This window comes from Streptomyces sp. NPDC050997, assembly GCF_040660135.1.
Taxonomy (GTDB): domain Bacteria; phylum Actinomycetota; class Actinomycetes; order Streptomycetales; family Streptomycetaceae; genus Streptomyces.
In genome coordinates, this window is the sequence record NZ_JBFAGK010000012.1 from 165,069 (window position 1) to 185,516 (window position 20,448).

Here is a 20,448-nt window from a genome sequence, read left to right on the forward strand (position 1 = left end):
GTGCTTCGACAGGGAATGCCGTCTGTTCAGCGAACAGCTCGTGCTCCCGCAGGCAGCGACAGAGCTGGCCGAGCATCCGGTGGAAGAGGTTGCGCAGGGCGGCCTCCGCCTCGAAGTCCGCAGCCACCATGCGCGTGTGGCAGCCCAGTCCGCTGCCACTCGCTCGTACGTACGGGGCACCAGGTCATCCTCGGCCGGTCTCCAACACCCACGTCGGAACGTGGCACATCGCCGCGCGGACCCGCCTCCAAGCTCACGGCGGCGGTCGTTTCTCGCCCTCTGAATTTGGCCTTTCTTCCCTACTCCCGGCTCTGAGGCGCGGTGTAGCCTCATGGATACCGGCGTTCACGCGGCCAGACCGCCCGAGGGGCGGACGTGCGGGCGGCGGGGCGCGCATCCGGGCGGCCGCGGATTGCGCACGGGCGAGAGCTGATTCGGGGGAGTCTGTTGTCCTTTCGTTTTTACCTCTACGTAAGCGACACCAAGGTCGACATGCTGCTCCAGCAGATCGATCCCGCGTTCACCCGGAAGCGGACGTCGGAGGTCAGCGTCGGTCTCAAGGTCGTCGGCGCCAAGCGGGGCACGGAGGTGTCCGAAGGCACCGACCCGATCACCCGGCTGGAGCGCGTCGTCCGTCATCTCGACGAAGTCGGCGATGTGGGCACGGTCGACGAGCCGGGACAGTTCTTCAGGGGCCTGATGGACATGCGGTGGGGGCCGTTCGCCACCGGCGCCGGGTCGTCACTGGTCTACTTCGGCGGCCGCACCGAACGCACCGTCCTCGGGCTGGGCGGCTCCAGCCGGCATGTCCTGGGCTCGCCGCTCTCCGCACCGGACGGCGACAACGCGGTTCTCGCGCGTTCCCTCATGCCCTCGCTCCTCGACGGGCTCGCCGAGCACCCGGAGATCGAGGAACTTTTCGAGGACGCCGGTCAGGCGCCCCTCGACCCGAATCTGGTCCCGCTGAGGGCCGTTCAACGGGCGACCACCCTGCTGAGAGCGCCCGCGCAGAAAGTCGAGTTCCTCGCCAAACGGCTGCTGCACGGGCCGATCCCCTCCTCCGAATCCGGTTCCCATGACGGCATGACGGTGCTGCTGGGGTCCCCGCTGTACGTCGCGCTCGTGGACTGAGGGCGCCGGATGGACGGCGAGCGGGGCGTCGTTGACGAATGGCAGCGCGGCGAGGTGATCCTCGGGCTCTACGAGGTTCTCGACGTCGTACGCAGCGGAGGAATGGGACTGGTCTACCGGGTCCGCCACCGGGGCTGGAACGTGGATCTGGCCGTCAAGGTGCCTCGAAAGGAACTGGTCTCGTCACCGGAGAGGCTGCGGCACTTCGAGGCCGAGGCCCAGTCATGGGTCGACCTCGGCCTCCATCCGCACACCGTGCACTGCGCGTACGTTCGCCGGCTCGACGACGTGCCCCGGGTATTCGCCGAGTGGGTTGACGGCGGCAGTCTCGCGGAGGCGGTCCGGAGCCGCCGTATCTACCGGGGCGGCCCGCGGCGCATGCTAGGCGGGATTCTCGACATAGCGATCCAGTTCGCCTGGGGACTCGATCACGCGCACCGGCAAGGGCTGGTGCACCAGGACGTCAAACCCGCCAATGTGATGCTGACCCGGGACGGGACGGTCAAGGTCACCGACTTCGGTCTGGCCAAGGTCCGGGCCGCGGCGGGAGAGCCCACCGCCTCCCGACCGTCGGCTGAACCCACGGTCAGCTTCGCCGGGATGACCGCCGCGTACTGCTCACCCGAACAGGCACTGGCCGCCAGGAGAGCGCCCGTGCGCCTCACGCGTGCCACGGATGTGTGGTCCTGGGCGGTGAGCGTGCTGGAGCTCTTCGCCGGGCATCCGCCGACTCGCTACGGCCAGGCCGCCGCCGAGGTGTTCGAGGAGTTAATCGACCGGGACCGGGACCGGGCAGGGACTGACGGTCTGTCGGCTCCGCCGATGCCCGCCGGGCTGGTGGAGCTGCTGAGACGGTGCTTTCGCCAGGATCCGGCCGCCCGTTCCGCCGGGATGGACGAACTGGCCGACGAGCTGATGGGCGTCTATGCCCGGGAAACCGGCGAACCCTACCCCCGTGAGCGGCCGACGGCGGCGACGCTGCTCGCCGACGGACTGTCCAACCAGGCGCTGTCGATGCTCGACCTCGGGCACCCGGAGCGCGCGGCAGCCCTGTGGGAGCGGGCCCTGCGTGCCGATCCGCACCACCCGCACACGGTCTACAACCGCGGTCTGTACCGCTGGCGCGAGGGCGGGCTGACCGACGAACAGCTCATCACCGAACTGCGGGACATCCAGGCCGGCCACGACCACGACTGGACCGACGAGTACCTCCTCGGCCTGGTCCACCTTGAACGCGGCGATCCGGAAGCCGCCCTGACGACCCTTCGGGGAGTGGTCAGGCAGGCAGGACATGAGCCGGGAGTCGCCGAAGCCCTGGCACTCGCCCAGCGCATGCCCGGGCCCCGCCCGCCCCTGGAACTGAAAGGCCACCTCAATTGGGTGGAAGCCGTGGCGCTGACCCCGGACGGGCGGCTGGCCGTGTCAGGGGGCTCCGACAACAGGAGCCCGTCGCCGCCGGGCAGCGAAGGCGGCACCGTACGGGTGTGGGACCTGGCCACGGGACACTGCCTGCGCACCCTGCGGGGCCACGAACGAAGAACCGACGCGGTCGCGCTGAGCCCGGACGGCCGGCTGGTCGCCTCCGGCGGCCCGGACGGATCCGTACTCGTGTGGGAGGTGGCCACCGGACGCCGTCTGCACCGGCTCGCGGATCACGCGGCGAAGATCGAGTCGGTCGCCCTGAGCCCGGACGGCCGTCTGCTGGTGTCGGCGAGCCCCGACGGGGCGGTGCTGGTCTGGGAGACCGGCACCGGGCGCCTGGCCCGGACCTTGCAGGAGGGTCGGCACGACCGGTCAGAGGGCTTTGGCGGGGCCGTCGCCGTCAGCCCCGACGGTCTGCGAGTGCTGCGTTTCGAGGCGGCGACGCAGCGACTGCGCGTGTGGGAAGCCGCCACCGGTCATCTGTTGCACTCCGTACAGTTACGGCGCGCTCGCGCGGTCTTCAGCGCCGACGGGCGGGTCGCCCTGACCGTTCAGGACGGCGGGATGACCGAGGTCTGGGACCTGGAGAGGGGCCGCCCGCGGAGTGTGGCGAACGGGCGGGCGCGCCTGGGCAGCTATCTCGCGGTCAGTGGTGACGGCAGCCGGGTGCTGTCTCAGGGTTCCGACCACGTCATGCGGTTGTGGGAACCGCGGACCGGACGCAGCCTGCGCACGCTGGGCGGTCCGCGGTTCGCGCATGGAACCGCGTTGAGCAGCGACGGCCGTACCGGAGTCATCGCCACCACCGAGGGGACCGTGCAGGTGCTCGACCTGGTGCCCGGTGGTCCGCCGTCGCCGTGGAGCCATCCCAGGCCGAGGACCGCCGTCGAACTGGTCAGGGAAGCGGACGTCGTGGGACTGGCCCTGGAACGGGCGGCCCGGTTCCTCGGAAACGGTCAGCCGGACGCCGCCGCCGAGGAACTCCGTGCCGCCCGGAGGGTACCCGGCCACGAGCGCAACCGCGATGTACTCGACCAGTGGGCCCGGGTCGGCCGCCGCGGCCGGCGCAGCGGCCTGCGGGCCGCCTGGGAGATCCTCGAAGTCGCCATCGACGCGGAGAACGCGGTCCTGAGCCCCGACGGCCGCCTCGCGCTGTCCGACCACCGCATCGAGGGCCTGCGGATATGGGACGTACGGACCGGGCGCCCACTGCACACGCTGGACGGCCACATACGCACCGTCAACGCTTTCGTGTTCAGCCCCGACGGCCGACGTGCGGTGACGGCCAGTGATGACAGGACGGTCCGGGTGTGGGACACGGGGACCGGTGCCTGCCTCCATACTCTGACCGGTCACCGCCATGAGGTGCAGGCGGTGGAGGTGAGCCCTGACGGACGGATCGCGGTCTCCGGCAGCGGGGACCGGGAACTGCGCGTGTGGGACCTCCTCGAAGGCCGCTGCCTGCGCAGGCTGGGACCGCGGACCTGGCGGCGCCCGCAGAGCCTCAGGCCGGTGACGTTGCGGACCAACGGCCGGATCGCCGTGTCCGGCCAAGCCGACAACCACATTCGGGTGTGGGATCTGGCGACCGGGCGCAGCCCGCACACCCTGATGGGATGCACCGACAGTGCCTTCCTGTGCGCGATGAGCATCGACGGCCGCACAGGGCTGGTGTGTGTGAACAGCGTGATCCCCACGTGGGACTTGACGACGGGCCGGGATGGACCACTGCTGAGAAGTGCCGCCACCGGTCACATCACCTTGGATCGCGTCACCTCGCTGGAGGTGACCCCTGACGGGCGTATCGCGTTCGCGATCGACGTGGAAGGGGTGATCCGCGTCTGGGATCCGAGGAGCGGCGACTGCCTGCACGAGCTGACCGACGCCGGAGCCGAGCAGGCGCTCGCCACCGGCGACGGCCGCTTCCTGCTGTCCACCGGCGAGGACCGCGTGGTCCGGGCATGGGACCTGTCGTCGGGCACATACCGGCACGTCATCCAGGGGAGCAAGGCGACAACCCGGCTGGCTGGGCTGAGCTCCGACGGCCGCACCCTGCTGACCTGCGGCGCCGACAAGATCATGCGGGTCTGGGAGCTCGACTGGGAGTACGACTTCCCCGCGCCCGCTGACTGGGACGAGGGCGCACGCCCCTACCTGGACGTCTTCCTGACGCCCGGCGTGCGCGGTGGACCGGCGTGGACGGAGGAGGACTTCCGACGACTGCTGGACACACTGGCGGATGCGGGCTTCGGATGGCTGCGGCCCGACGGCGTACGCGCGCAGCTGCAGCGGATGCGAGGGCCCGGCAGCGACAGCGGGCAGCCCCGGCCGGGGCTGCCCCGGAGGATGCGATGAGCGGGGGGAACACCTGTGGCCGTACTTGGTTGCTCCGGTTGGGCCTGCGAGCGGCTGATCTCGGTGTCCGGTCTTCCCGGCGGCAATCCTGTCGCCGCGGCGGAGCCGGAATACTGGTCGACGGAATACTTCTTCTGCAGGGAGTGCGGTGAGGCCTTCTGTGACCGGTGTGCCGCGAATCGACGCGGGCGCACATTCGCCGTCGTGAAGAGCTGCGGCTCCTGCGGCGGCAGGCTGGACAGGGCTCGCCCCGGACAGCAGGCCTCCGACCGTCCCGTCTCCGACGCCACCGCCTACTACCGCCGGGGGAAGGCGCTTGGCGAGGCGGGCCGAGCCGACAGGGCACTGACCGCGTTCGACGAGGCGGTGCGGTTGCGTCCGGGGTATGCCGCCGCCCACTTCCATCGTGGAATCGCGCTGGTGGAACTGGGCAGACTCGCGGAAGCCCTTGATGCCTTCGCGGAGGCCAATCGTCGCGATCCGGCCCACGTCCAGGCGATGTTCGACCGCGGCAACGTCTTCTTGAAGCTCCGGCAGCCGGAGAACGCTGTTGAGGCCTACGCCCAGGCCGTCAGAATCGAGCCCCGCTACGTGAACGCGCTCGTCAACAAAGGGGTCACCCTGTCCGACCTGGGCCGGCCTGCCGAGGCGCTCGCCGACCTGGACGAGGCCGTCCGGCTGCACGCCGTGAACGAGGCCGCCGGGGGCACGGATGCCATCGGCTACGCCCACGCCGCGAGGGGGGCCGCGCTGATCAAGCTCGGCCGGTACGAGGAAGCGGTGGCGGCCATCGACACAGCCATCAGCATCGGCCCCGACCTCGCCCACAACTACCACAACAAGGCCTACGCCCTCGAACGGCTGGGGCGCCTGGAGGAGGCCCGCATCGCCCGCCGCCTCTACGAGGACACCCGGCGGCGTGAGGGGGAGTAGCGGAGACCATGCCGACGACGGTGATACTGACGGTGAGGGGGGCTGTCCCCACCGCTGGGAAGACGTACGAGTACACGCGCCCGACGACGCTCGTCGCGGGCCGGGCGCGTGACTGCGAGCTGCGAATGCCGGATGACGACGTGCGGGTCTCGCGGAGACACTGCCGGTTCGACATCGATCCGCCCGAGGTGCGGGTCCGCGACCTGGGGAGCCTCAACGGCACCTACGTCAACGGCATGAAGATCGGTGGCCGGCAGCCGGGGCCGCGGCTTGGCGACGGCGAACTGGCGCTGGCCGAGGGCGAATTGGCGCTGTTCGACGGCGACGTGGTGCTGTCCGACGGCGACGTGGTGCGCGTCGGCCGCATGGAGCTGCTCGTGTCCGTCACAGCGCCTGGCGACGACGCGCCTTTCGCCGTCCACGACTACGAGTTGCTCAGGGAGCTGGGCCGCGGGGGGCAGGGCGTCGTCCACCTGGCGCGCCACAAGAACACCGGGGAGCTCATCGCCGTGAAGCTGCTGACCGCCGAGGTCGCCACGGAGCCGGAGGCCAGACGGGAGTTCCTGCGTGAGATAGAGAACACCAGGGCCCTCCGGCACCCGAACGTGGTCGAGTTCCGTGGCAGCGGCACCACCGGAGAGGCACTGTTCTTCTGCTGCGAGTACTGCGAGGGCGGCAGTGTCGACCGGCTGATCGCGCGGCGAGGCACCCCGTTGCCGCCCGGGGAAGCCGTCGCGATCGCCACCCAGGTGCTCGACGCGCTCGTGTACGCGCACCACGCCGCGATCCCCAGCGTTCAACTGGCGGACGGTTCCGTGGATTCCGGCCGTGGACTGGTGCACCGGGACATCAAACCGCAGAACATCCTGCTGTCCGGGCCGGGCGACGCGCCGGTGGTGAAACTCGCGGACTTCGGTCTCGCGAAGGCGTTCGACCGGGCCGGATTCTCAGGCCTCACCCGTACCGGGGCAGTGGGTGGCAGTGTCGCCTTCATGCCGCGTGCCCAGATCGTGAACTACAAGTTCGCCAGGCCCGAGGTCGACATCTGGGCGACCGCGGCGTCGCTCTACTGGATGCTCACCGGACATGCCCCGCGGGACTTCCCGGTCGGCTCGGACCCGGTCGCCGTGGTGCTGCGCGAGCCCTCGGTGCCGATCCGTGAACGCCTCTCCTCGATCCCACCCGGGCTCGCCGCGGTGATCGACGCCACGCTGGTGGACAGTCCGCGCCTGCCCGGCACATCGGCTGAGGCACTCAAGCACGCGCTCCTGCAGGCACTCTGAAGGGCCGGGGCCGTTGCCGTGCGGATCCGTGCGGCCTCCAGCCGCGTGCTGACACTGATCCACCCCGGCAACGCGGCTGGCACCGGGCATCGGCTTCGACTCTGTCGGCGACCAGACTGGTGGTCGGTCACGGGAAACTGGCGGCGCTGCGCTGGTTGTGGCGGGAGTGTGCGTTCCACTACGCCCCTGCCGTCTCAGTACTGTGACTTCGCATGACCGACACCGAGATCGAGATCACCGCAGACCTGGTCCGCGACCTGCTGCAGGAGCAACATCCAGACCTTGCGGGGCTGGCCATCCGTGAGGTGGCGGGTGGCTGGGGCAACCAAATGTGGCGCCTCGGGGACGAGTTGGCCGTGCGCATGCAGCGAATGGACCCCACCCCGGAGCTCCAGCTCAAGGAGCGGCGGTGGCTGCCCGTGCTGGCCCCGCGCCTGCCGCTCCCGGTGCCGACCCCGGTGCGGTTCGGCGAACCGTCCGAGCGCTTCCCCAAGCACTGGACCGTGATGACGTGGGTTCCCGGCGAGCCGCTGGACCACGGCTCGATCAGCCGCGGCGCCCACGCGGCCGACACGCTGGCGGGCTTCCTCCAGGCGCTCCATGTGGAGGCGCCCGCCGAGGCGCCGATCAGTACGGACCGCGGTGCCCATCCCAGGAACTGCACGGACGGCTTCGAGGCCTTCTTCCAGGCCGTTGCCCCCGACGACATCGCTGACGACGTCCGGGCTGTCTGGGACGACGCCGTTGCGGCCCACGTGTGGGAGGGCCCGCCTGTGTGGGTGCACGGCGACCTTCATCCCGCGAATGTCGTCGTCTCGGACGGAACGCTCTCGGGCATCGTCGACTTCGGTGCCATGTTCGCCGGTGATCCGGCGTGGGACCTCGCCGCCGCATGGGTGCTGCTACCCGCGGGCACGGCCTCACGGTTCTTCGACACGTACGCGCATGCAGACGAGGCGGCGATCCGGCGCGCCCGCGGGCTGGCCGCTATGAAGAGCCTCTTCCTGATGCTCATGGGGCAGAACGGAGATCGGGGCCTTCCCGGCGGCAAGCCGAACTGGGGACCTGTAGGCCGGGCGGCACTTGATCGTGTGCTGAAGGGCGTTTGACGCGGGCATGGGGCGAGATGCCGCACTCAGGGGCTGTTAGGACGGCACTCGGCGAGAGGGAACTCGCTGGAGCAAGAGCATGCCGGTGCACAGGAGCAGTCCGGGGCGCATGCTGAGAGATGGGCCTTGACGGTTCGGCCTTCTCGAACCAAGGAGCAGATCATGCCATCCCTGCATTTCCATCTGAAATCCTCGATGAGCCCCTCCGAGGTAATGGGGGTACTGACCAACTTCAGCCCTTCGCGAGTCGAACAGTGGCCTTCCATCGACGCCGAGCACTTCCAGGTCCATGAAAGGGGCGAGACCTGGGCTGAGGTCACTGAGGGGAATGACAAGTCGTGGGAGCGCGCACGCTATGAATGGGATCCGTCACAGAACAGGGTCACCGTCACCACGCGCGAATCGACGCCCTTCGGGTCGGGTGGGTGGAACTTCCAGATGACGCCCACGGACGACGGCACCCGTATCGATGTCAAACTCGAACGGCATCCCAGCTCGGTCAAGGCGAAGATGCTGTCGCCGATCATCCCCTTCGCCGGGCCGGTGTTCCGCAAGTCCTTCAAGGAGCCCCTGAAGGCCGTGTAGCCACCCCCGTCAACGGCGAAAGCAGGGGCGTATGCGCCATTCAGGCTTCCTTGGCGACCAGGCCGTGGAGTCCCTTGCGGTCGTAGTAGTGGGTCATGGCGAGGCGGAAGACCAGGGCGCCGGTGAAGCCGATGGCGATCAGGGTCCAGCCGCGGGTCAGGCCGGCGCCGGCGCGGGCGTCGAAGGTGCCCGGCTCCTGGGTGGGCGGACCTGACGGAGGCGCTGGAGCAGGCTTTGCTTCCTGCCCCGCCGTTTGAAGGTGTTCCTCCCACTCGGCGCACGGCCGCGTGCTCGCCGTGGCCGCCTCCCGTGGCATCTGTGCCGTCCGCGCGCAGGAACTGGGCTGGCATCCCGAGCACCGCGACATGCTCGCCATGAACGGCGACCAGCGTCTGCGTGATCTCGCCGCGAGCGGCGCCTGATCCACGGCCCGGCCCCCGCCGCTCCTCAGCCCCAGCGGGACCGATGTTTCCCGACGGCCCGTGGACGCGGCCACCTCTGCGCACCCTCCCCGTGGGAGTTACATGACTTTCTAACCGCCGAACAGGGGGCAAAGCCTGATTGTCGACGCGCGCACGGGGCGGCGAGATGCCGCCCCGTGCGCGTCCGTCAAGGGCGGGCCTGGATCTTCAGGTCGCCGCGGGTCTGTACGCGGATGTGGTCACTGGCGAGCATGGCGTGAGGGAAGCCGAGGTCGATCGCGCTGACCTCGTCCAGGCACGCCATCTGGGCCGGGGTTAGGTCGACTTCGAGGGCTTCCAGGTTCTCCTGCAGCTGTTCGACAGTTCGCGCCCCGATGATGGGCGCGGTCACCCCTGGGTTGTGCAAGGTCCAGGCCAGCCCGACCTGTGCAGGGGTCCGGCCCAGTTCCGCCGCGACTTCCTTGACGACATCCACGATGGCGAGGTTGCGCTCGGTCACTCCGCCCAGGGCCAGGTTGAAGCTCTTGCGGGCGCTCTCACTCTGGTCGGACGCCGGTGCGGTCAAGTCCTGGCGGCTAATGCGCGCACCCTGCTGGCTACCGAGCCGCCCGCACAGGCCCTCCACGCGTGGATGCTCCGATTCGCCGACTGGGCCGGCGAACGACGCGGCATCTGCGAGGCCCTGGTCGCCATGAGTGCTTCCGGCCGCTTCGGCACCGGACCGGTCTGTGACGAGGTCCAGCAGGTCCTGGCGATGGTGCTCAAGGCCGGCGCCACAGCAGGAGAACTGCGCAGCGACATCGACCCGACCGACGTAGGCGGCATCCTCGCGGGTTTGCTTTCCGTAGCCGGCGCACCCGAGCAGCGCCCCCAACTGAACCGCATGGTGGACGTCGTCGTCGACGGACTCAGGTCCCGCTAAGCGATACGTCAGCGGTTCGGCGAGCCGTCGGCCTATGCCGGACGACATGGCTGCCGCCGCGGCGGTCGTGGTACCCCAGACCTTGGTGAGAACCCACGGGGTGGTCGCCTACGTTCGGCTCGTTGCCCGCCTCGCGACGACGCCCGAAACGGCTCGTCAGGTGCGCCGTAGTTATACGAGAACAGGGCCGTGTCAGGCGCAGCCAGGTGCTGCGGGCGTCGTCCGGATCGTGCTCCCGCTCGACGAGATGGCGGGCCGGCCACCAGACGGTGGGTGACGTTGGTGGTGCCGCCGGTGGACAGCATCAGGGAGCGGGCGAGCTGGTTCGGCTTCACGCCGTACGGCGCACCTGCCCGTCGCAGCGCCACCAGGACGTCGAACTCGGCCGGGGCCAGACCGAGTTCGGTCAGCTCACGGCACATCGCACTGTCCAGCGTGCTGGACATGAACATGATCCGCTTGGTCGGTTCCGAGGAGCCGTGTTCGACCTCGGGCAGCTCGGTGCGTCACGAGTCCGTCCATGCGTCCACGGTCTCGCCCTGTGCGGACGGAGGGGTCCGATCCGCTCCACGGCGTGAACGAGGCCGGGCGAAAAGGCCGTCTTGCCCGGTGCATGCCAATGGTGCGAGACTCCGGAAACCGATGCCTGCCCGTGAGCCGTTCGGCGAACTGGGCACGACCCACGCTCAGTTGGCTGATCTCGACAGCAAGGGAGTGGCGTGTTAGGCGCACTGAGGTTCAGGCACGTGTCCGTGGCGGCGACGGCGGCCGTCCTCGCGCTCCTTCTCTCCGCATGCGGCGGTGACGGCCAACCGGGCGGAAGCGGCCCCGCCGCTTCCGCGTCGCTCGACCCCGAGGCGGATCTGAGCAAGCAGCGGCTCACCGTCTCGAACTGGGACGGCTATATGCCGAAGGACCTTCCCGCCCGGTTCGAGTCGGCCGTCGGCACGCCCATGACCGTCGCCAAGCACAGCACCAACGAGGAGATCGTCGCCAAACTGACCGCCTCCGCCGACAGCGGCATCGACGTGGCGTTCGTATCGGGCCAGTACGCGCAGGCGCTCGCGGCGCAGGGGCTGCTCGAACCCATCCATCACGATCTGGTCCCGCACCTCAAGAACCTGGACCCGCTCGCCGCCCGGCTCGCCCATGACAAGGGCAACGTCTACTCCGTCCCGTACACCTGGGGCACCACCGGGCTCTGCTACCGCAAGGACCTCGTCGGCTACACCCCCGACAGCTGGAACGACCTGCTGAAGCCGCGCGCCGCGGTCAAGGGCAAGGCCACCATGCTGAAGACCGAACGCTGGCTCTTCCTCCCCGCGCAGAAGGCGCTCGGCTACTCGGTGAACACCACCGACGAGCAACAGCTCGCCCAGGTCAAAGAGTTGCTGCTCACCGCGAAGGACGGACTCCTCGCCTACGACGACACCACGTTCGGCGACCGGCTCAAGTCCGGGGAGGCCGTGCTGGCGGAGGCCTGGGACGGCTGGTGCCCGACCGACGACAAGAGGATCGGCTTCGTCGTCCCCAAGGAGGGCAGCGACCTCTGGACCGACACGATGGTCATCCTCAAGTCGTCGAAGAACAAAGAGGCGGCGCACGCCTTCATCGACTACGTCCTCGACGCGAAGGTGCACTCCTGGGTCGCCTCGAACATCTTCTACAAGGTCCCCAACACCGCCGCCATGGCCGAACTCGACCCGGCCCTGCTGAAGAGCTACCCCGCACTCGCCATGCCCCCCGAGCAATTACTCAAGGGCGAGTCCGTCGTCGACCTCGGGGACGCCGCGACGGCGTACACCCGGATCGTCACGGAAGTCACCGCGGGCTGATGGCCCGCCGGGGGAGGGCGGCCGCAGGACCACACGTGCGAGCCCGTCTCGTCCTGCTCGGCCCGGGCCTGTCCTACCTGACCGTCCTGCTCCTGTTGCCGCTGGCCCTGCTGATCGGTTACACGGTCTTCCGGCGGGGCCGCTTCGGCGGGATCGCGTACGAGGACGGAAGTACCGGCGAGAACTTCGCGCGGATCACCGACCCCCTCTACGCCGGCGTCCTCACCGACTCGCTGCGCATCGCCGCCGTCACCACGCTGCTCGCGCTTCTCCTCGGCTACCCGACCGCGTACGCGATCAGCCGGCTGCCCGGCAGATGGCGCACGGTCGCCCTGGTCCTGGTCGTGCTCCCGTTCTGGACCAACTTCCTGATCCGTACGTATGCCTGGATCGTTCTGCTGTCCAGCCGCGGTGTGGTCAACTCGGCCCTCACCGGCATCGGGGTGATCGACCGGCCGCTGAAACTCCTCTACACGGAACCCGCCGTCGTCCTCGGACTGCTCTACGCCTATCTCCCGCTGATGGTGCTGCCGCTGTACTCGGCGATCGAGCGGGTCGACCGCCGGCTGCTCGAAGCCTCGGCCGATCTGGGCGCCCGCCCGGCTCGCACGTTCTGGAGCGTGACCCTCCCGCACACCCTGCCGGGCGTGCTGACCGGCTGCGTCTTCGTCTTCGTGCCCAGCCTCGGCAACTTCGTCGTCCCCGAACTGCTGGGCGGCGGGCACACGGTCATGGTCGGCAACCTGATCAGAGACCAGTTCCTCACGGCACGGGACTGGCCGTTCGGCTCGGTGCTCGCCCTCGCCCTCATGGCGTTCCTGGTCCTGCTGCTCATGGCGCAGGCCTGGGCCGGGCGCCGGCTGGGCGGCCGTTGATGCGCCGGGCGACGCTCCTCCCGCTGTGGTTGACGTACGCGTTCCTCTACACGCCCGTCGTGGTGCTCGTGGTGATGTCCTTCAACCGCTCGGACAGCCCCTACGAGTGGTCGGGGTTCAGCACCGCCTGGTACGGCACGCTGGCCGGCGACGACGAGGTCCTGCGGGGCCTGGCCAACACGCTGATCGTGGCCGCGGGCGCGACCGCCCTGTCCACCGTCCTCGGCACACTGCTCGCCGTGGGGCTCGCCCGCCACGCGAGCCGGTCGCGGCTGCTGCCCGCCCTGTCGGTACTGCCCGCCGTCCTGCCGGACATCGTGCTCGCGATCGGCCTGCTCGCCTTCTACTCGCTCGTCTCGGCCACCCTCGGCCTGCACTCGGTGCTGCTCGCCCACACCGTCTTCGGCCTCGCCTTCGTCACGGCTGTCGTGCGCACCCGGATCGCCCACGTCGACCCCTCCTTGGAGGAGGCCTCACGCGACCTCGGCGCGGGCGAGGTCACCACGTTCCTCCGCATCACCCTGCCGACCCTCGCCCCCGGCATCGTGGCGGGCGCGCTGCTGACGTTCACGCTCTCGCTCGACGAGTTCGTCATCGCCTTCTTCACCGCGGGACCGAAGGACCCCACCCTGCCGATCGTCATCTACTCGATGATCAGGTTCGGCGTGACCCCGGAGATCAACGCGCTCGCCACCCTGCTGCTCGCGGTCAGCTTCACCGTGGTGATCGCCGCCCAGCGCATCAGCCGGCTGACGGAGGCGCTGTGATCCGTATCCATGCCGTCACCCGGCGGTTCGGCGAGGTCACCGCCCTGGACGGGGTGAGCCTGGAGATCGAGGAGGGCGAGTTCTTCGCCCTGCTCGGCCCGAGCGGCTGCGGGAAGACGACCCTGCTGCGCGTCCTCGCCGGATTCGAGGCCCCGGACAGCGGCACGGTCGCCCTGGACGGCCAGGACCTCCTGGGCGTGCCCGCGCACCGGCGGCCGGTCAACCTCATGTTCCAGTCGTACGCGCTGTTCCCGCACATGAACGTGGAGAAGAACATCGCGTACGGGCTGGCGCGGGAAGGGCTCGCCCGGGCGGAGATCGGCGAACGGGTCGCGGCCGTACTCGCCACCGTCGGACTGACCGCGCAGGCCCGCAGACGGCCGCACCAGCTGTCCGGCGGGCAGCGGCAGCGGGTCGCCCTCGCCCGTGCCATCGTCAAACGCCCCCGTGTGCTGCTGCTCGACGAGCCGCTGTCGGCGCTCGACAAACAGGTCCGCGCCGAGATGCAGCTGGAGCTCAAGCGCCTGCAGCACCAGGTGGGCATCACCTTCCTCGTCGTCACCCACGACCAGGAGGAGGCCATGTCGCTCGCCGACCGGATCGCCGTCCTGGACCGGGGGCGCGTCCAGCAGGTCGACACCCCCGTCGAGCTCTACCGGCACCCTCGGGGCCGGTTCGTCGCGGGCTTCGTCGGCGCCAACAACGTCTTCTCCGGTCGGCTGCTGCCCTACGGCGGACTCGACGTACCCGGCGTCGGTGTCCTGCCCGCCCCGGCCGGTGACACGGCCGGGCTGGTCGGCGTACGCCCGGAGAGCATCCGGCTCGCCGCCGGGGACTCGGACGCCTCCTTGCACGGCACGGTGTTGGACATCAGTTACTTCGGCGGCTCCTCAAGGATCGCGGTCACGGTCCCCGGTCTGGACCGGCCGGTCCTGCTGACCGTTCCGGGCCCGGCCACGGTGACCTCCGGGGCCCGCGTCGCGCTGTCGTGGGACCCGGAGAGCGCGGTACTGATCGAGACGACGGGAGACACCCCTTGAGCAGGCCCCTGACCATCCTCTTCGCCCCGGAGAGCGCGTACGGCCCGACCAACAACTGCGTCGGCATCGGCGACGTACTGCGCCGACGGGGCCACCGCGTGGTGTTCGCGGCGGAGGCGTCCTGGAAGGGCAGGCTCGCCCCGCTCGGCTTCGAGGAGGACCTGGTCGACCTGGCCCCGCCGCCCGAAACACCCCAGGAGGCGGGCCAGTTCTGGAAGGACTTCGTACGTGACACCGCCCCCGAGTTCCAAAAGCCCACGATCGAACAGCTGGGCACGTGGGTCAGACCGGTCTGGGAGGAACTGGTCGCCGGTGCCCGGTACTGCGAACCTCAACTCAAGAAGATCGTCGACCGGGTCCGGCCGGACGTGATCGTCGAGGACAACGTCGTCTGCTTCCCCGCGCTGACCACCGCGGACGTGCCCTTCGTGCGGATCGTCTCCTGCAACCCGCTGGAGGTGAAGGGCGAACACGTTCCCCCACCCTTCTCCGGGTACCCGACCGGTGACCGCGCGGGCTGGGCCGAGTTCCGTGCCGAATACGACCGCACACACCGCGAGGTCTGGGCCGAGTTCAACGCCTGGGTCGTGGACCAGGGCGCGAGGCCGCTGCCCGACCTGGAGTTCATCCACGACGGCGAACTGAACCTGTACGTCTACCCGGAGACCGCCGACTACGCCGAAGCCCGCCCGCTGGGCCATGCCTGGCACCGGCTGGACTCCTCGGTCCGCGAGACCGACGAGGAGTTCACCCTGCCGCCGGAGTCGGCCCAACGGCCTGAGGGCAGCGCGCTGATCTACTTCAGCCTGGGCTCCCTCGGCTCCGCCGACGTCGGCCTCATGCGCCGGATCATCGCCTCCCTGGCACGCACCCCGCACCGCTACATCGTCTCCAAGGGGCCGCTGCACGACGAGATCGAACTGCCTCCCACCATGTGGGGCGCGGAGTTCCTCCCGCAGACGCGGATCCTCCCACTCGTCGACCTCGTCATCACCCATGGCGGCAACAACACGACCACCGAGAGCCTCCACTTCGGCAAACCCATGATCGTGCTCCCGCTGTTCTGGGACCAGTACGACAACGCACAGCGGGTCGCCGAACTCGGCTACGGCGTCCGCCTCGACCCGTACCGCTTCACCGACGCGCAACTGCACGGCGCCCTGGCCGAGTTGCTCGGCGACACCCGCCTGCGGCACAGGTTGACGCAAGCCTCCACGACCATCCGCGCCCGCGACGGACTGCGCACCGCCGCCGACCTCATCGAACGGCACGGCCACGAAAGGCACGGAACATGAAACTGCCCTTACGACTCGGCCTCGGCGTCGCCGTCCTCGCGGCGCTCTCCGCCTGCGCGGACGGGCCCTCCTCGTCCTCCGACGGTGACCCCGGCGCCCGGGCCACGCTCCGACTCGCCGTTCCCTCGGCCGTGATCGCCCCCAAGGAAGAGGTCGCCACCTACGCGGTGGGCGACGCCGAGGGCTATCTGGCCAAGGAGAAGCTGAAAGTCGACGTGATCAACACCGACGGATCGGTGGCAGCGGTCCAGGCCGTCGCCTCGAACAGCGCCGACATCGCGCCGGCCGACGCGGGAGCCATCCTCGCCGCCCGGGAGAAGGGCGTCCCGGTGAAGGCCATCGGGGGCCTGGTACGGAACTGGCCGTGGCGCATGGCCGTCCAGCCCGGCAGTGAGGTCAGGAGCCCGGCTGACCTCAAGGGCAAGAAGATCGGGGTCATCAGCCTCGCCTCCGGCTCGGCCATCTACGCCCGCGCGTACGCGAGCGACGCCGGACTGGACGCGGCCAAGGACGTCGACCTGCTGCCGGTCGGCGTGGGCGCACAGGCCCTGGCCGCCCTGGCGGACGGCAAGGTCGACGTGCTCGCCCTGTACACCCAGGCGTACACCACCATCGAGAACACGGGCACCGATCTGCGCTATCTCGACAACTCCGACGCGTTCGACGGGATCCGCTCCCTGACCTACGCGGTGACCGAGAAGACCCTGAAGGAGAAGAAGGACGTGCTGACGCGCTACTTGCGCGCCTCCTACAAGGCACTGCTCTTCTCCGCCGTCAACCCCGAGGCCGCGATGCGCGACGGCTACCAGGCGTTCCCCCAGCTGCTGACCGGCAAGAAGGCCGACGACCGCATCGCCGACGACACCAGGACCCTCGAGGCGTGGATCAAGACCGCAGTCCCCACCACCGGTGACCCCGAGAACTTCAAGGACTGGGGTGCGATCAGCGACATGGAGTGGGACAAGACGGTCGCGTACACCAGGACGGCCGGCCAGATCACCGAGGACGTCCCCCTCCCGGCCCTGTGGGACGGCAGCCTGCTCAAGGACGCCAACGACTTCGACCCGGCGGCCGTGATCGCGAAGGCGAAGGCCGCCGGGTGACGCAGGAAGGCGGGTGACCCAGTAAGGCGGGTGACGCAGTAAGGCGGGAGAACAGGAGAGCGGGGAGACCGTGGACGAAGACCGCTGGATCGAGGTCACCGGACTGCACAAGACCTACCGGCCGCGCAGGTCCGAGCCGACCCACGCACTCTCGGACGTCACCTTCACGGTCCGACGCGGCGAGTTCCTGTCGGTCGTCGGCCCGTCGGGGTGCGGCAAGACCACCCTGTTGAAGATCCTCGCCGGGATCGTCTCCAGGAGCCAGGGAACGGTACGCGTCGCCGACCGCGACGTGACGGGCCCGCTGCCCGAGGTGGGCATGGTCTTCCAGACGCCCACCCTCCTGCCCTGGCGCACCGTGCTGCAGAACGTGATGGTGCCCGTGGAGGTACAGAAGCTCGACGCCTCGGTGTACCGGGAGCGGGCCGAGCGGCTGCTCGCGATGGTCGGCCTCGACGGCTTCGAGGGCAGACACCCACATGAGCTGAGCGGCGGGATGCAGCAGCGCGCCGGAATCTGCCGGGCCCTGGTGCACGACCCGGCCGTGCTGCTGATGGACGAGCCCTTCGGCGCACTCGACGCCCTGACCCGCGAGTCGATGAACGTCGAGTTGCTGAGGATCTGGCGGGAGAGCGGCCAGACTGTCGTGTTCGTCACCCACTCCATCCCCGAGGCGGTCTTCCTCTCCGACCGGGTCGTGGTTCTCAGCCCCCGCCCCGGCCGCATAGCCGAGATCGTCGACATCGAGCTCGAACGCCCGCGCACACTCGGCGCGATGGCCTCGGACCGCGCCGGAGTCTTCGTCGAGCGGATCCGCAGGCACTTCAACGCCACCTGGGCGATCGACTCATGAAGCGACTCCGTGAGCGGCGGCTCCGCGTGGACCTGCGAGAGCGCCCCGAACTGCTGCTCGCTCCCGCCGTGTTCGTCGTCGCCATGCTGGCCTGGGAGTTCGCGGTCCCCGCCTTCGGTATCGACGACTATGTGTTGCCGCGCCCCTCGCAGATCCTCGACGCCCTCCGCACGCAGCTGGCGGACCCGTTGTTCTGGGGACATCTGAAGGTGACGGTCCTGGAGTCGCTGTACGGCTTTGTGCTCGGAGTGGCGGCGGCGCTGGTGCTGGGCACCGCGATCTCCCAGGTGCGGCTGATCGAGCGCACCTTCATGCCGTATGTCGTCGCCTTCCAGACGGTGCCCAAGGTGGCGCTCGCGCCGCTGTTCGTCGTCTGGTTCGGCTTCGGCATGACGAGCAAGGTCGTCATGGCGGCGGTGATCTCGTTCTTCCCCGTGCTGGTCAACGTCATCGAGGGGCTGCGCTCGGCCGACGCCGACCGGATCCAGATGCTCACGGTGTTCGGCGCCGGCAGGTTCCAGGTGTTCCGGATGGTGCGGCTGCCGAGCGCGCTCCCCTTCATCTTCGCCGGCCTGGACATCGGGATCGTCTTCTCGATCCTCGGCGCCGTCGTCGGCGAGTTCATCGGCGCGAAGGAGGGGCTGGGATACCTCCTGCTGCAGACCAACTACAACTTCGACATCGCCGGGATGTTCGCCGTGCTGGTGGTGCTCTCCGTACTGGGGCTGATCGCCCACTTCATCATCCGGTTCGCCCAGAAGCGGCTCGTCTTCTGGGCCGAGGAGAACCGGGTGATCGGCGCATGACGAACTGAGGACGACAGAGGCAGGAGGCCTGCATGACCGCATACGACCTGGTGGTGAAGAACGCCCGTGTCGTCACCCACGACCACGATGACGCACGCTCCGCGGACATCGCCGTCAGCGGAGGCCGGATCGCCGCCGTAGCCTCTGACATCTCAACGGAAGGCGCCCGTCGGGTGGTTGACGCCGGCGGCAGGCTGGCGTTCCCCGGTGTCGTCGACGCCCACCAGCACTGGGGGATCTACCACCCGCTGCCCGAGGACGCGGCCACCGAGAGCCGCGCATGCGCACAGGGGGGCGTCACCAGCGCCCTGACCTACACCCGGACCGGCCGCTACTACCTCAACAAGGCAGGTGCGTACGCCGACTTCTTCCCCGAGGTGCTGGCCGCCGCGTCCGGCCGCGCCCACGTCGACTACGGCTTCCACCTCGCGCCGATCTCGCGCGCTCACATCGACGAGATTCCCGACCTGATCGAGCGGTTCGGCGTCACCTCGTTCAAGGTCTTCATGTTCTACGGCAGCCACGGCCTCCACGGCAGGTCGGCCGACCAGAACGCGTTCCTGATGCTCCCCGAGGACGAGCGGTACGACTACGCGCACTTCGAGTTCGTCATGCGCGGGGTGCAGGCCGCCCGCGAGCGGTTCCCCGACCTCGCCGACGAGATCTCCCTCTCCCTGCACTGCGAGACCGCCGAGATCATGACCGCGTACACCAGGCTGGTCGAGGAGGCGGGTGACCTGACCGGGCTCGCCGCCTACAGCGCCTCCCGGCCGCAGCACTCCGAAGGCCTCGCGGTCGCCGTCGCCTCCTACCTGGCGCACGAGACCGGGCTGCCCACGATCAACCTGCTGCACCTGTCGTCCCGCAAGGCGGTCGACGCGGCCGTGCGGATGAGCCGGGCGTTCCCGCACATCGACTTCCGCCGTGAGGTGACCGTCGGGCATCTGCTCGCCGACATCACCACCGCACACGGCCTCGGCGGCAAGGTCAACCCGCCGCTGCGACCCCGTGACGACGTCGAGGCGCTCTGGGAGCACATCCTCGACGGCACCGTCGACTGGGTCGTCAGCGACCACGCGTGCTGCCGCGAGGAGGTGAAGTTCGGCGAGCCCGAGGACGACGTCTTCCTCGCCAAGGCCGGCTTCGGCGGCGCCGAGTACCTCCTCCCGGGCCTGCTCACCGACGGAACGAAACGTGGCCTGCCGCTGGGCCGGATCGCCGCGCTGACCTCCTGGAACCCGGCCCGGCGCTACGGACTGCGCACCAAGGGCACCCTCGCCCCCGGCTTCGACGCCGACATCGCCCTGGTCGACCCGGGCCGCACCTGGACCGTGCGCGCCGCGGAGTCGGAGTCGACGCAGCAGTACACCCCGTTCGAGGGCTTCGAGCTGACCGCCCAGGTCACCGACACCTTCTTGAGGGGCAACCACATCCTGCGGGCGGGCAAGGTCGTCGGCCCACCCGTCGGCACCTACCTGCACCGTCCGACGGGCACCGCCTGAGTGTGCGTGGTCGAAGTCGTCGATCATCCGGTGTTCCGGGCCGTCGAACAGCCGGGCCGGTGTCCAGAGACATGCGGAACAGCTCTGCCACAGACCGGCGTGATCGGCCGGAAAATGCTTAGCCCGGTGGGTGGGTGGTTGCGTAGGGTGAGCCGCATGGGAACTCTGTGATCGCCCCGCGCACGACCGCGTAGAGCTCGGCTCCGCTGT

The 20,448-nt window shown here is 69.5% G+C and carries 18 protein-coding genes and 1 pseudogene; 17 read left to right on the forward strand and 2 right to left on the reverse strand.

The annotated features are described in order from the left end of the window. Positions 1–447: 447 nt before the first annotated feature. The 6 genes from AB0H86_RS26585 (at position 448) to AB0H86_RS26610 (ending at position 8,818) form a co-directional block, all read left to right on the forward strand. A complete protein-coding gene (locus AB0H86_RS26585; RefSeq protein ID WP_362443666.1) occupies positions 448–1,131 on the forward strand; it encodes an SAVMC3_10250 family protein in 684 nt (227 codons plus the stop codon). A gap of 9 nt (positions 1,132–1,140) precedes the next feature. Further along, positions 1,141–4,908: a protein kinase gene (locus AB0H86_RS26590; protein ID WP_362443669.1), complete on the forward strand. Its 3,768-nt coding sequence runs from the start codon at positions 1,141–1,143 to the stop codon at positions 4,906–4,908. A 204-nt stretch (positions 4,909–5,112) separates the two neighbouring features. Beyond that, on the forward strand, positions 5,113–5,841 hold the full coding sequence (locus AB0H86_RS26595) for a tetratricopeptide repeat protein (protein WP_362443672.1): 729 nt from the start codon (positions 5,113–5,115) through the stop codon (positions 5,839–5,841). Between the two features lie 8 nt (positions 5,842–5,849). Next, the gene (locus AB0H86_RS26600; protein WP_362443675.1) at positions 5,850–7,124 is read left to right on the forward strand and encodes a protein kinase; all 1,275 of its coding nucleotides are present in this window, start codon (positions 5,850–5,852) and stop codon (positions 7,122–7,124) included. Positions 7,125–7,336: 212 nt separating this feature from the next. Next, positions 7,337–8,233 (forward strand): aminoglycoside phosphotransferase family protein, encoded by an 897-nt coding sequence (locus tag AB0H86_RS26605; protein WP_362443678.1) that lies wholly within the window; start codon positions 7,337–7,339, stop codon positions 8,231–8,233. 162 nt (positions 8,234–8,395) lie between these two features. Continuing rightward, entirely contained in the window at positions 8,396–8,818 is a 423-nt protein-coding gene (locus AB0H86_RS26610) for a hypothetical protein (protein WP_362443681.1), read from the forward strand. Between the two features lie 40 nt (positions 8,819–8,858). Here the strand turns inward: AB0H86_RS26610 and AB0H86_RS26615 are convergent. Then, positions 8,859–9,002 (reverse strand): annotated as a pseudogene (locus tag AB0H86_RS26615) (ABC transporter); the annotation flags it as partial. A gap of 112 nt (positions 9,003–9,114) precedes the next feature. On the opposite strand from AB0H86_RS26615, the gene AB0H86_RS26620 reads away from it, so the two are divergent. After that, a complete protein-coding gene (locus AB0H86_RS26620) occupies positions 9,115–9,240 on the forward strand; it encodes a hypothetical protein (protein ID WP_362443684.1) in 126 nt (41 codons plus the stop codon). A gap of 187 nt (positions 9,241–9,427) precedes the next feature. On the opposite strand, the gene AB0H86_RS26625 is transcribed toward AB0H86_RS26620, so the two are convergent. Beyond that, entirely contained in the window at positions 9,428–9,865 is a 438-nt protein-coding gene (locus AB0H86_RS26625) for an aldo/keto reductase (RefSeq protein WP_362443687.1), read from the reverse strand. A 6-nt stretch (positions 9,866–9,871) separates the two neighbouring features. Between AB0H86_RS26625 and AB0H86_RS26630 the strand changes: the two genes are divergently transcribed. From AB0H86_RS26630 to AB0H86_RS26675, 10 genes are all read left to right on the forward strand, one after another. Further along, positions 9,872–10,162: a hypothetical protein gene (locus AB0H86_RS26630; RefSeq protein ID WP_362443690.1), complete on the forward strand. Its 291-nt coding sequence runs from the start codon at positions 9,872–9,874 to the stop codon at positions 10,160–10,162. Between the two features lie 746 nt (positions 10,163–10,908). Next, the gene (locus tag AB0H86_RS26635; protein WP_362443692.1) at positions 10,909–11,997 is read left to right on the forward strand and encodes a spermidine/putrescine ABC transporter substrate-binding protein; all 1,089 of its coding nucleotides are present in this window, start codon (positions 10,909–10,911) and stop codon (positions 11,995–11,997) included. A gap of 35 nt (positions 11,998–12,032) precedes the next feature. Next, entirely contained in the window at positions 12,033–12,872 is an 840-nt protein-coding gene (locus AB0H86_RS26640) for an ABC transporter permease (RefSeq protein ID WP_362443695.1), read from the forward strand. Further along, on the forward strand, positions 12,872–13,639 hold the full coding sequence (locus tag AB0H86_RS26645; protein ID WP_362443698.1) for an ABC transporter permease: 768 nt from the start codon (positions 12,872–12,874) through the stop codon (positions 13,637–13,639). Before AB0H86_RS26640 ends, AB0H86_RS26645 begins: the two co-directional genes overlap by 1 nt. Beyond that, a complete protein-coding gene (locus tag AB0H86_RS26650) occupies positions 13,636–14,679 on the forward strand; it encodes an ABC transporter ATP-binding protein (protein WP_362443701.1) in 1,044 nt (347 codons plus the stop codon). Before AB0H86_RS26645 ends, AB0H86_RS26650 begins: the two co-directional genes overlap by 4 nt. Further along, positions 14,676–15,974 (forward strand): nucleotide disphospho-sugar-binding domain-containing protein, encoded by a 1,299-nt coding sequence (locus tag AB0H86_RS26655; RefSeq protein ID WP_362443704.1) that lies wholly within the window; start codon positions 14,676–14,678, stop codon positions 15,972–15,974. The genes AB0H86_RS26650 and AB0H86_RS26655 overlap by 4 nt, the downstream gene beginning before the upstream one ends. Further along, on the forward strand, positions 15,971–17,077 hold the full coding sequence (locus AB0H86_RS26660; RefSeq protein ID WP_362443707.1) for an ABC transporter substrate-binding protein: 1,107 nt from the start codon (positions 15,971–15,973) through the stop codon (positions 17,075–17,077). The genes AB0H86_RS26655 and AB0H86_RS26660 overlap by 4 nt, the downstream gene beginning before the upstream one ends. A 70-nt stretch (positions 17,078–17,147) precedes the next feature. Continuing rightward, positions 17,148–17,930, forward strand: a complete 783-nt coding sequence (locus AB0H86_RS26665; protein WP_362443710.1) for an ABC transporter ATP-binding protein — start codon at positions 17,148–17,150, stop codon at positions 17,928–17,930. Then, positions 17,927–18,736: an ABC transporter permease gene (locus tag AB0H86_RS26670; RefSeq protein ID WP_362443713.1), complete on the forward strand. Its 810-nt coding sequence runs from the start codon at positions 17,927–17,929 to the stop codon at positions 18,734–18,736. Before AB0H86_RS26665 ends, AB0H86_RS26670 begins: the two co-directional genes overlap by 4 nt. A 32-nt stretch (positions 18,737–18,768) precedes the next feature. After that, positions 18,769–20,238 carry a dihydroorotase family protein gene (locus AB0H86_RS26675; protein ID WP_362443716.1) on the forward strand — a complete coding sequence of 490 codons (1,470 nt, stop codon included), beginning with the start codon at positions 18,769–18,771 and terminating at the stop codon, positions 20,236–20,238. The last annotated feature ends 210 nt before the right edge of the window (positions 20,239–20,448 follow it).

Excerpts from the sequence above, each read along its gene's own strand:
- AB0H86_RS26630 (WP_362443690.1), top strand. The coding sequence starts at position 9,872 with ATGCTCCGATTCGCCGACTGGGCCGGCGAACGACGCGGCATCTGCGAG.
- AB0H86_RS26675 (WP_362443716.1), top strand. The coding sequence starts at position 18,769 with ATGACCGCATACGACCTGGTGGTGAAGAACGCCCGTGTCGTCACCCAC.
- AB0H86_RS26610 (WP_362443681.1), top strand. The coding sequence starts at position 8,396 with ATGCCATCCCTGCATTTCCATCTGAAATCCTCGATGAGCCCCTCCGAG.
- AB0H86_RS26670 (WP_362443713.1), top strand. The coding sequence starts at position 17,927 with ATGAAGCGACTCCGTGAGCGGCGGCTCCGCGTGGACCTGCGAGAGCGC.
- AB0H86_RS26660 (WP_362443707.1), top strand. The coding sequence starts at position 15,971 with ATGAAACTGCCCTTACGACTCGGCCTCGGCGTCGCCGTCCTCGCGGCG.
- AB0H86_RS26600 (WP_362443675.1), top strand. The coding sequence starts at position 5,850 with ATGCCGACGACGGTGATACTGACGGTGAGGGGGGCTGTCCCCACCGCT.
- AB0H86_RS26645 (WP_362443698.1), top strand. The coding sequence starts at position 12,872 with ATGCGCCGGGCGACGCTCCTCCCGCTGTGGTTGACGTACGCGTTCCTC.
- AB0H86_RS26590 (WP_362443669.1), top strand. The coding sequence starts at position 1,141 with ATGGACGGCGAGCGGGGCGTCGTTGACGAATGGCAGCGCGGCGAGGTG.
- AB0H86_RS26605 (WP_362443678.1), top strand. The coding sequence starts at position 7,337 with ATGACCGACACCGAGATCGAGATCACCGCAGACCTGGTCCGCGACCTG.